Source organism: Bacteroides eggerthii (genome assembly GCF_025146565.1).
Taxonomy (GTDB): Bacteria; Bacteroidota; Bacteroidia; order Bacteroidales; family Bacteroidaceae; genus Bacteroides; species Bacteroides eggerthii.
Window position 1 is genome coordinate 386,194 of sequence record NZ_CP102258.1, and the last position, 12,448, is coordinate 398,641.

Annotated in this window: 7 protein-coding genes; all 7 read left to right on the top strand. The window is 41.6% G+C overall.

Annotated elements, in window-relative coordinates:
• Nucleotides 1–562: 562 nt before the first annotated feature.
• Nucleotides 563–2,488 (top strand): tetracycline resistance ribosomal protection protein Tet(Q), encoded by a 1,926-nt coding sequence (gene tet(Q), locus NQ546_RS01700; RefSeq protein ID WP_004291466.1) that lies wholly within the window; start codon nucleotides 563–565, stop codon nucleotides 2,486–2,488.
• Nucleotides 2,488–4,806, top strand: a complete 2,319-nt coding sequence (locus tag NQ546_RS01705) for a hybrid sensor histidine kinase/response regulator (protein ID WP_004291467.1) — start codon at nucleotides 2,488–2,490, stop codon at nucleotides 4,804–4,806. The genes tet(Q) and NQ546_RS01705 overlap by 1 nt, the downstream gene beginning before the upstream one ends.
• A complete protein-coding gene (locus NQ546_RS01710; protein ID WP_004291471.1) occupies nucleotides 4,799–6,121 on the top strand; it encodes a sigma-54-dependent transcriptional regulator in 1,323 nt (440 codons plus the stop codon). Before NQ546_RS01705 ends, NQ546_RS01710 begins: the two co-directional genes overlap by 8 nt.
• Nucleotides 6,122–6,400: 279 nt before the next feature.
• Nucleotides 6,401–6,823 carry a dihydrofolate reductase family protein gene (locus NQ546_RS01715; protein ID WP_004291474.1) on the top strand — a complete coding sequence of 141 codons (423 nt, stop codon included), beginning with the start codon at nucleotides 6,401–6,403 and terminating at the stop codon, nucleotides 6,821–6,823.
• 238 nt (nucleotides 6,824–7,061) lie between these two features.
• Nucleotides 7,062–7,667, top strand: a complete 606-nt coding sequence (locus NQ546_RS01720) for an RteC domain-containing protein (RefSeq protein WP_004304269.1) — start codon at nucleotides 7,062–7,064, stop codon at nucleotides 7,665–7,667.
• Between the two features lie 301 nt (nucleotides 7,668–7,968).
• Nucleotides 7,969–9,099, top strand: a complete 1,131-nt coding sequence (locus tag NQ546_RS01725; protein WP_004291480.1) for an ATP-binding protein — start codon at nucleotides 7,969–7,971, stop codon at nucleotides 9,097–9,099.
• Nucleotides 9,100–9,115: 16 nt separating this feature from the next.
• Nucleotides 9,116–12,370 (top strand): P-loop NTPase fold protein, encoded by a 3,255-nt coding sequence (locus NQ546_RS01730; RefSeq protein ID WP_004291481.1) that lies wholly within the window; start codon nucleotides 9,116–9,118, stop codon nucleotides 12,368–12,370.
• Nucleotides 12,371–12,448: the final 78 nt, after the last annotated feature.

Consider the following 12,448-nt stretch of genomic DNA (forward strand, 5'->3'; position numbering starts at 1 on the left):
GCATTTTTTTCTTTTTGGGCAGCCCTTATTAAAATTTATTCTTATTTTAGGTTATATACATTCATGTCCATTTATGTAAAAAATTCCTGCTGACCTTGTTTATGTCTTGTCAGTCACCATTTGCAAAACCATATTTGACCCTCAAAGAGGCTGAATTTGATAAGTAACTTGCTACATACTCATAATAAGGAGCTAAATAGAACACGAATGGGAAATACACAAATGCTAAACTAAAGAAGATATTGGCCAAAATAAACGCTATACCGAGAGAGAAACTTGATTTTTCAACTTCCTAAAACGGTGTTGTTCAAACATTTCTACTTATTTGTACTTGCCAGTTGAACCTACGCTTCCCTAATAAAATGTCTATGGTAAAAAGTTAAAAAATCCTCCCACTTTTGTTAGATATATTTTTTTGTGTAATTTTGTAATCGTTATGCGGCAGTAATAATATACATATTAATACGAGTTAGTAATCCTGTAGTTCTCATATGCTACGAGGAGGTATTAAAAGGTGCGTTTCGACAATGCATCTACTGTAGTATATTATTGCTTAATCCAAATGAATATTATAAATTTAGGAATTCTTGCTCACATTGATGCAGGAAAAACTTCCGTAACCGAGAATCTGCTGTTTGCCAGTGGAGCAACGGAAAAGTGCGGCCGTGTGGATAATGGTGACACCATAACGGACTCTATGGATATAGAGAAACGTAGAGGAATTACTGTCCGGGCTTCTACGACATCTATTATCTGGAATGGAGTGAAATGCAATATCATTGACACTCCGGGACACATGGATTTTATTGCGGAAGTGGAGCGGACATTCAAAATGCTTGATGGAGCAGTCCTCATCTTATCCGCAAAGGAAGGCATACAAGCGCAGACAAAGTTGCTGTTCAGTACTTTACAAAAGCTGCAAATCCCGACAATTATATTTATCAATAAGATTGACCGTGCCGGTGTGAATTTGGAGCGTTTGTATATGGATATAAAAACAAATCTGTCGCAAGATGTCCTGTTTATGCAAACTGTTGTCGATGGATCGGTTTATCCGGTTTGCTCCCAAACATATATAAAGGAAGAATACAAAGAATTTGTATGCAACCATGACGACGATATATTAGAACGATATTTGGCGGATAGCGAAATTTCACCGGCTGATTATTGGAATACGATAATCGCTCTTGTGGCAAAAGCCAAAGTCTATCCGGTGCTACATGGATCAGCAATGTTCAATATCGGTATCAATGAGTTGTTGGACGCCATTTCTTCTTTTATACTTCCTCCGGCATCAGTCTCAAACAGACTTTCAGCTTATCTCTATAAGATAGAGCATGACCCCAAAGGGCATAAAAGAAGTTTTCTTAAAATAATTGACGGAAGTCTGAGACTTCGAGACGTTGTAAGAATCAACGATTCGGAAAAATTCATCAAGATTAAAAATCTAAAGACTATTTATCAGGGCAGAGAGATAAATGTTGATGAAGTGGGTGCCAATGATATCGCGATTGTAGAAGATATAGAAGATTTTCGAATCGGAGATTATTTAGGTGCTAAACCTTGTTTGATTCAAGGATTATCTCATCAGCATCCCGCTCTCAAATCCTCCGTCCGGCCAAATAAGCCCGAAGAGAGAAGCAAGGTGATATCCGCTCTGAATACATTGTGGATTGAAGACCCGTCTTTGTCCTTTTCCATAAACTCATATAGTGATGAATTGGAAATCTCGTTATATGGTTTGACCCAAAAGGAAATCATACAGACATTGCTGGAAGAACGATTTTCCGTAAAGGTCCATTTTGATGAGATCAAGACTATCTACAAAGAACGACCTATAAAAAAGGTCAATAAGATTATTCAGATCGAAGTACCACCCAACCCTTACTGGGCCACAATAGGGCTGACTCTTGAACCCTTACCGTTAGGGGCAGGGTTGCAAATCGAAAGTGACATCTCCTATGGTTATCTGAACCATTCTTTTCAAAATGCCGTTTTTGAAGGGATTCGTATGTCTTGCCAATCTGGTTTACATGGATGGGAAGTGACAGATCTGAAAGTAACTTTTACTCAAGCCGAGTATTATAGCCCGGTAAGTACACCTGCTGATTTCAGACAGCTGACCCCTTATGTCTTCAGGCTGGCTTTGCAACAGTCAGGTGTGGACATTCTCGAACCGATGCTCTGTTTTGAGTTGCAGATACCCCAAGTAGCGAGTTCCAAAGCTATTACAGATTTGCAAAAACTGATGTCTGAGATTGAAGACATCAGTTGTAATAATGAGTGGTGTCATATTAAAGGGAAAGTTCCATTAAATACAAGTAAAGACTATGCCTCAGAAGTAAGTTCGTACACTAAGGGCTTAGGCATTTTTATGGTTAAGCCATGTGGGTATCAAATAACAAAAGACGGTTATTCTGATAATATCCGCATGAACGAAAAAGATAAACTTTTATTCATGTTCCAAAAATCAATGTCATTAAAATAATGGAGCGGTCAGGAAATTTCTATAAGGCAATACGGTTGGGATATATACTTATCTCCATTCTTATCGGATGTATGGCATATAATAGCCTCTATGAATGGCAGGAGATAGAAGCATTAGAACTTGGCAATAAAAAAATAGACGAGCTCCGAAAAGAAATAAACAATATCAATATTCAAATGATAAAATTTTCTCTATTGGGTGAAACAATACTGGAATGGAACGATAAAGATATCGAGCATTACCATGCACGGCGTATGGCAATGGACAGTATGCTCTGCCGTTTCAAGGCCACCTATCCAGCAGAGCGCATCGATAGTGTGCGCAGTCTTTTAGAGGATAAGGAACGACAGATGTTCCAGATAGTCCGGTTAATGGATGAACAACAATCTATTAACAAGAAGATAGCCAATCAAATTCCGGTTATTGTACAGAAAAGTGTGCAGGAACAGTCCAAAAAGCCAAAACGAAAAGGTTTCTTAGGCATATTCGGCAAAAAAAAGGAAGTAACTCCAGCAGTATCAACCACTATCCTTCATTCGGTCAATAGAAACGTAATCAGCGAACAGAAAGTGCAGGATCGCCAATTGTCGGAACAAGCCGACAGCCTTGCAGCTCGTAATGCAGAACTTAACAGACAACTGCAAGAATTGATTTGCCAAATAGAAGAAAAGGTACAAACCGAACTGCAAAGCCGGGAAAACGAAATAGTTGCCATGCGTGAAAAGTCATTTATGCAAGTAGGCGGTTTAATGGGATTCGTTCTTCTATTGTTGTTAATTTCCTACATCATCATACATCGTGATGCAAAAAGCATTAAACAATACAAGCACAAGACAACTGATTTGATAAGGCAACTGGAACAATCCGTACAACGGAACGAGGCACTGATAACGTCAAGGAAGAAGGCGGTACATACTATCACCCATGAACTGCGCACACCGCTGACAGCAATAACAGGCTATGCCGGACTGATACGGAAAGAACAGTGTGAGGATAAGTCCGGGCAGTATATCCAAAACATACTGCAATCCTCCGACCGTATGCGGGATATGCTTAACACTTTGCTTGACTTCTTCCGCCTGGACAACGGCAAGGAACAGCCCCGTCTGTCACCCTGCCGGATTTCAGCAATCACGCACACACTTGAAACGGAGTTCATGCCTGTTGCCGTGAACAAAGGGCTGTCCTTGTCCGTGAAGACTGGACACGATGCCATTGTATTGACCGACAAAGAGCGAATAATACAAATCGGGAATAACCTGCTGTCAAACGCTGTCAAGTTCACAGAAGAAGGCGGTGTTTCTTTGATTACTGAATATGATAATGGAGTTCTGACACTGGTCGTTGAAGATACAGGTACAGGCATGACAGAAGAGGAACAGAAACAAGCGTTCGGTGCGTTTGAACGTCTATCAAATGCCGCCGCAAAGGAGGGTTTCGGGCTTGGGCTTGCCATAATGCGTAATATTGTGTCGATGCTTGGCGGAACAATCCGTTTAGACAGCAAGAAAGGGAAAGGCAGTCGTTTCACAGTTGAAATTTCTATGCAGGAAGCTGAAGAACAGCTTGGATATACAAGCAATACACCTGTTTATCATAACAATAAATTCCATGATGTTGTCGCCATTGACAATGATGAGGTATTACTTCTGATGCTGAAAGAGATGTATTCCCAAGAAGGAATACACTGCGACACTTGCACCGATGCTGCGGCACTGATGGAAATGATACGCCAGAAAGAATACAGCCTGTTGCTGACAGACTTGAATATGCCCGATATAAACGGTTTCGAATTGCTGGAACTGTTGCGTTCGTCCAACGTGGGCAATTCACCAACAATCCCGGTGGTTGTGGCAACCGCTTCGGGCAGTTGTAACAAAGGGGAACTATTGGCAAAAGGCTTTGCCGGATGCCTGTTCAAACCGTTCTCCATATCGGAACTGATGGAGGTTTCCGACAGGTGTGCCATAAAAGCGACACCGGACGGGAAACCGGACTTTTCCGCCTTATTGTCCTATGGCAATGAAGCCGTCATGCTGGAAAAGTTGATAACTGAAACAGAAAAGGAAATGCAGGCGGTACGGGATGCAGCAAAAGAAAAAGACCTGCAAAAGCTGGATTCCCTGATCCACCACCTGCGCAGTTCGTGGGAGGTGCTCCGTGCCGACCAACCGCTGAATGTACTTTACGGATTGCTTCGTGGCGATGCTCTCCCGGATGGTGAAGCGTTAAGCCATGCCGTGACTGCCGTGCTGGATAAGGGAGTGGAAATAATACGGTTGGCAGAAGAGGAAAGGAGAAAATACGAAGATGAATAAGACAAAAATAATTGTGGTGGAAGACAACATCGTGTATTGCGAATATGTCTGCAATATGCTGTCACGGGAGGGCTACCGCAATATGAAGGCTTACCACCTCTCAACCGCGAAGAAACATCTGCAACAGGCAACAGATAATGATATCGTGGTTGCCGACCTGCGTCTGCCTGACGGCAGTGGCATAGACCTTTTGTGCTGGATGCGAAAGGAGGGAAAGATGCAGCCCTTCATCATTATGACCGACTACGCCGAAGTTAATACCGCCGTGGAAAGCATGAAACTCGGCTCGATAGACTATATTCCCAAACAGCTTGTGGAGGATAAACTTGTCCCCCTGATCCGTTCCATACTGAAAGAACGTCAGGCAGGACAACGCCGTATGCCTATATTCGCCCGTGAAGGTTCCGCCTTTCAGAAAATCATGCACCGCATAAGGCTGGTAGCCGCCACCGATATGAGCGTGATGATATTTGGTGAGAACGGCACGGGCAAGGAGCATATTGCCCACCTGTTGCATGACAAGAGCAAACGTGCAGGCAAGCCATTTGTGGCGGTGGACTGCGGTTCACTCTCCAAAGAGCTTGCACCGTCGGCTTTCTTCGGACACGTCAAAGGTGCATTTACAGGTGCGGACAATGCCAAGAAAGGATATTTCCATGAGGCGGAAGGCGGCACGTTGTTTCTGGACGAGGTAGGAAACCTCGCGTTGGAAACCCAACAGATGTTGCTCCGTGCCATACAGGAGAGGCGGTATCGCCCGGTCGGAGACAAGGCAGACCGGAATTTCAATGTCCGCATCATCGCTGCTACCAATGAAGATTTGGAGGTATCGGTGAATGAAAAGCGTTTTCGGCAGGATCTTCTGTACCGCCTGCACGACTTCGGGATAACCGTTCCTCCGTTGCGTGACTGTCAAGAAGACATTATGCCGCTGGCAGAGTTCTTCCGTGATATGGCAAACAGAGAGCTGGAGTGTAGCGTGAGCGGGTTCAGTTCCGAAGCACGTAAAGCGTTGCTGACACACGCATGGCCGGGCAACGTGCGGGAACTTCGGCAGAAAGTTATGGGTGCTGTATTGCAGGCGCAGGAAGGTGTTGTCATGAAAGAGCATCTGGAACTTGCCGTGACGAAACCGACCTCTACTGTCAGCTTCGCCTTGCGCAATGACGCGGAGGATAAGGAGCGGATATTGCGTGCGTTGAAACAGGCAAACGGCAACCGGAGTGTCGCCGCAGAACTGCTCGGCATAGGCAGGACAACACTATACAGCAAACTTGAAGAGTATGGACTTAAATATAAATTCAAGCAATCATAGCCCGTAATTCACTGAATTTGGCTATCTTTGCATAACATTTGAGAAAAACGGCGATTGGCAGGAGCTTTTCGCCGCCAACATATAGGATAAGACCGCAAGGCGTTTCAAGCGAAAATCTGGTAAATTGGAACTACGGAGACGATTGCGTGATGCTTATGCTATGCTTACGCATAGCGTGCATTCACGTACTCTCCGTAAAGGCTTTACCAGAGCCATCGCTTGAAGGTAGTGTGAATTGCACGCTACTTTTTTACCCTTGCCTAACGAAAGGAAACGATTATGGGTAAAGTTCAGATTCTCGCCGTACTGACGATGGACGGATGTCTTTCTTCAGAGTTATATGATAAAGCACATCAGGATTTGTGCCTTGACCGTTGCGGTCTTGATGAAATCAGGAAGAAAGCCTTTTACCGTGTGACACCGGACTATTCCATTTCAATGCTGCACGAATGGAGAAAAGACTGCACAAACATCCGTTACCTCGCGGAAGCCACACCGGACACGGCAGACTATATAAACGGACTGCTGCGGATGCACGCTGTGGATGAAATCATACTATACACCGTTCCTTTCATATCCGGAAGCGGACGACATTTTTTTAAGTCGGCTCTGCCAGAGCAACACTGGACGCTTTCCTCTTTGAAAAGCTATCCCAACGGTGTATGTCGCATTATCTATATCCTTGATAAAAAAGCAAGATAGCCAAAATGTGCGGCAAGCATACATTTCTATTTTCAGGAATAGAATAAATGTTCCGATTACAAACAATTTAAGTCGGAGATAATTTGTCCTTGTGAAAAAATACTGAATTTTATACCTCTGAAATCCAGCACTTTGTAAAATTGAGTGTTGGATTTTTTATTTTCTGCCGCGTTTTTTGCCAATTATATTCATGTGCGCACGCAGAAAACAAAGTGTAATTTTCAAAATTGACAGAACCATGAATTATTTCTTGCTGGCGGAAACCGACTTTTTCCGCCTGATAAACGAAGCCGGCGACTGCAATATGGAAACGGCATACACGGCTTTCGCCACCCAAGTGATCGAACTGTGCAACGGCGGCATGGACATGAACCTTACCGTCATCGCGCTTGCCTACATCGAAATCGAGTTGCAGCACCATCCCGTACGTAATCTGTCAGAAGAAAAAAGAGAGATTGCCGCCTACGTCAGCAAGGCTCTGTCTTTCGTAAGAAAGATGCAGAAATTCCTTGCCACGCCCCAAGTGCCACCACTAATATCCGCCAACAACGCAACAGAAACCACCGCCAGCCTTCTTCAATGGACGGGCAATGCCATCGACCTCGTGGAACTTATCTACGGCATAGACGTGATGGGCTGCATCAACAACGGCAATATGCCGCTCAAACAGCTCGCCCCACTTCTCTATAAGATATTCGGGGTTGATTCTAAAGACTGCTACCGCTTCTACACTGATATCAAACGCCGGAAGAACGAAAGCCGCACCTATTTCATTGACAGGATGCAGGAAAAACTGAACGAGAGAATGTTGCGTGATGAGGAGTTGGAGCGGATGAGAAAATAAAAAAATATCCATTACATATGAGAAGACAGGAATACTCGTATCCTGTCTTTTTATTTTCATTTAATTATATATTAATTAGCACAATATATGTGAGTTTTTCATTCCTATAAGGACAAATTTCAGAAACGTATGTCTGGTAAATTATTGAGTCATCATAGTATGAACATATATCATTACTAAAAACAATGAAACAACTTCCATAAGATTGTGGTTGTAAAAATCGCCATTTAATAGCCCGTTTTTTTTGTAAAATTCGCCAATTAAAAAAATATGATTATCTTTGCATTATATTTTATAAGGTATGGAAACAGTAAATAGAATACTTCAAGAGAAGATTACAGCACGAATCGCGCCCAATAAAGCAGTACTGATTTTTGGTGCTCGCCGTGTTGGTAAAACGGTAATGATGCGTAAAATTGTGGACAACTATTCAGGTAGGACGATGATGCTCAACGGCGAAGACTACGACACATTAGCACTATTGGAGAATCGCTCAATAGCCAATTATCGGCATTTATTGGATGGTATTGATTTGCTGGCTATTGATGAGGCACAGAACATACCACAAATCGGTAGTATTCTGAAGTTGATAGTTGATGAAATACCGGGAATAAGTGTCTTGGCAAGTGGTTCTTCGTCATTCGATTTGCTGAATAAGACTGGTGAACCGTTGGTCGGCCGCAGTACGCAATTTCTCCTTACACCATTCTCGCAACGGGAAATCGCACAGACGGAAACGGCACTTGAAACCCGCCAGAACCTCGAAGCGCGCTTGATTTACGGTTCCTATCCCGAAGTAGTAATGATGGAGAACTATGAACGTAAAACAGACTACCTACGTGATATTGTCGGTGCATACCTGCTTAAAGATATCTTAGCAATTGACGGCTTAAAAAATTCGAGCAAGATGCGCGATCTACTGCGATTGATAGCTTTTCAGTTGGGCAGCGAAGTTTCTTACGAAGAGTTAGGTAAACAACTCGGCATGAGCAAGACGACCGTTGAAAAATACCTCGACCTATTGGAAAAGGTCTTCGTTATCTATCGTCTGGGGGCTTATTCGCGTAACCTACGCAAGGAGGTTACAAAAGCTGGCAAGTGGTACTTCTACGACAACGGCATTCGCAATGCCATTATCGGGGCTTTCTCACCGCTGGCCATTCGGCAGGATGTCGGTGCGCTGTGGGAGAACTACATCATCGGAGAGCGGCGCAAAGCGAACTTCAATGAGGGACTGCACAGGGAGTTCTATTTCTGGCGCACCTACGACAAACAGGAAATCGACCTGATTGAGGAGAGTGCCGACAGTCTTACCGCCTTGGAGTTCAAGTGGGGAAATAAAATGCCGGCCGCACCGAAAGCCTTCCAAGAAGCCTATCCCTATGCCGAGTTTCATGTGGTAAATCGGGAGAATTATTTGGAGTTCGTATAATCAATAAATTACGTATATGGAAACAAAACTACAATCCAAACAGCAATATCCGCGGTTTATCCAAAATAAACCGTGTGGTATTGACAAATTCGATGGAGGTTCGCAAGAAAGGTTGGCAAAAACTATTGCTCGCCATTTTTGTCAGAATGATTCATTGGATGAGGAATGTACTTTACCTCGAATTATCGGCATCGAAGGTATTTGGGGATCTGGAAAATCCAACGTGGTTAAAATGTTGGAACGTGAATTATCAGACGACTATTACTTTTTTGAGTATGACGCATGGGGACATCAAGAGGACTTGCAACGCCGCTCTATATTGGAATTGCTTACAAGCAAACTTATTGATGATGGTATCCTATCTGGAAATGCAACAATAAAAGTCAAAGGTGGAGGTACGAAAACCGTATCATGGTCTGAAAAGCTGAAATATTTATTAGCCCGTAAAACGGAGACCGTAACCGAAAAATATCCCCTTATCAGTAATGGTATGGTTGCGGCATTTTTGGTTGCAGTTTTAACTCCGATATTTACATTTATTGCGTATGCAGTAAAACCTACACCCACAACATGGTGGTTTTCTTTATTGTCTATTATCATAGCTGCACTGCCAGTTCTTATTGCATTGTGCGTTTGGAAATGGGCATATAGCAAAGATCATAAATATGGATGGAGTTATATGTTAGCTATTTATCAAGATAAAGTCGAAAAGGACGTTTGCTATGAGACTTTGAGCGAAGACGAACCAACGGTTTACGAGTTCAAAACATGGATGCAAGACATTTCTGATTTTATCAAGGAAAAAGGACAACGTAAATTAGTCCTTGTTTTTGACAACATGGATCGTCTCCCCGCTGAAAAAGTAAAAGAATTATGGTCTTCTATCCATACGTTCTTCGCCGATAGCGGTTTTGAAAATGTTTGGGCTGTTATTCCTTTCGATGAAACACATTTAGCTTGTGCATTCGGAGATGAGACCGACGAACAAACGAAACAACTGACCAAGTATTTTATCAATAAAACTTTCCCTATTGTTTATCGTGTTGCTCCTCCTGTTATTACCGACTATCGAAGTATATTCAACAAACTGTTTGTTGAAGCATTTGGAGAAACAGAAAATGAAGCGAAAGAAACTATAAATCGGATATTCAGATTGGTAAATCCTAATGCCAATGTTAGGGAAATTATATCATATATCAATGAGATGGTCGCTCTTAAACAAGAGTGGTGTAACGAAATTTTGATGATAAACATAGCATTGTTCTGTTTGAAGAAGACGGATATTCTGGCAAATCCAGTAGAACAAATATTGTCCGGCGACTATCTGAATGGCATTCAAACAATAATTAACAATGATCTGCAAACACAACGCGAAATTGCAGCTTTGGTATATGGTGTCGATGTTGAAGATGCTCGACAAATTCCATTGAAAAAATATATTGAAGGCTGCATCAACGGAGAAGAAGACCACGACATAAATCAATATGCAGAGACTAATAAACAATTTGACACTGTATTAGAAGAAGTTATACAATGTATGGACAATGCGCTTATCGATAAGATTATACATTGTTTGCATAAATTAACTCGAAAGAGCGATGTTATTCTGCGTGTATGGCAAAGAATAGCACAATTGAAATTAAAAGAATCCATAGAGAAGCAGGTGTTCCCTGTCGAATACCAAGAACTGCTGTTGCATTTAGACACGGAAAGCCAAAACCATGTGATTGCTCAATTATATAAGAAGATAGTTCGGTTCAATGACTTCAATGGCGGCGACTATTTCAAAACGTTAGATGCAATAGACAGGTTTATTGCGCAAAATAAGTTGGCGTGCGATTTTACGTCATTGATTGAAGCAAAAACAGTCAAGCCAAATACATTTATCGATTATATTCAAGCTGCAAATGCAACAGATGCTGCCTATCGGGATAACGCGACAACTAAAGCATATAAATATTATCAAGTAGCAACAAATTCGGAGGCGCTCGATAATTATTTGGCAAACTTACTACCCGATAATTTCGACCATGCAGATATTGTAAAAACGTTAAAAGATAATTCTACCTATACGTTTCCAACGCTTTTGCAAGCGATCACGAATTGCATTGATGAACAGAATGTAAATAAAGATAATATAGGGGCTATATTTACAACCTATCGTTTATTGGCATCTGACGAAGAAAGACCTTTACCTGTAACGTTAGATTCAACCTACATAAATCAGTTGCATTCTGAATTAGAAACTGATGGCCGAAACATTAAAGAGTCTGGATATTACGATTTAGTCGCCATGCAATTGGCACATGGTCATTCCGTTTCCTTAATAGAGGGTGGAGATATAAAATATGTTGCAGAACTCATGGACTATTATGTGGATCATGGAGACTTATTAGTAAATAGTGTGGGATGGAATATACCGCTATTAAATGAAACACTACAATACATGGTAAATCATAAACTTGGCTATAAATTATTGCTCTCAGACATATTGCCCCAATTTGAAGATATTAAGAACAGAATAGGTGTAACGGATGAGGTATTTATCGAGCATTTAGCAGAGTGGAATACCGATTTGGATAAGTATATCACTAAGAACAATATTAAAGATGTAATTCCTGACGCATCTTTTTACGATTTGACCACTAAAATAAGCAATGTCCTGACCGATCATATCAATAAAATAGCGTTCGAAGCGTTGTCTGAAATAAGTGTTGATACATTATACGCCCAAAGAACAGCACATACATCATATTATTGGTTTGTCGCAATAAAACATTTACTGGCTAAAATCAAATCCTTGCCAGATAACTTGACTGAATTTGGCAAAAAGATTCTGATGGATATTGCTTCTGGAACTCAAAGTTTGAATCCTTTCCCTAATTGTTTCAAGAATATAGTTGAAAGATTGGATAAACGAAAAATTAAATCGACAGTTACCGATATAAGAAATGATTTCTGCATCGGTAAAAAGACTATCAATGCAATAAAGTTTCAATTTTTCGAAACATGGCTTAGATCGCATGGTAATTTGAAAAGTCAAGCTGGAGACGTTATTGATAAAATAGTGAAACCTGTAATTTCCGATGGGGCATGCCGTTCATTGATTCTGCAAAACAAAGATTTTTATATGGATTTAATAAATACAGCAGGGGATGATGCTTATGAATTGAAAAAGAGTCTCCGAAACCTCATACAAAAAGATTCAGATCCGCAATTGGTTAAATTTGTCAATTCGATAGATTCAGTACCTGAGGTTGAAACCGCGTAAGTATTTGTCTAACAAGTCCGAATTTTACGATTTTACCCGTCAGAACTGAAGTGCCCCCCAAAAAAATTGTATCCAACT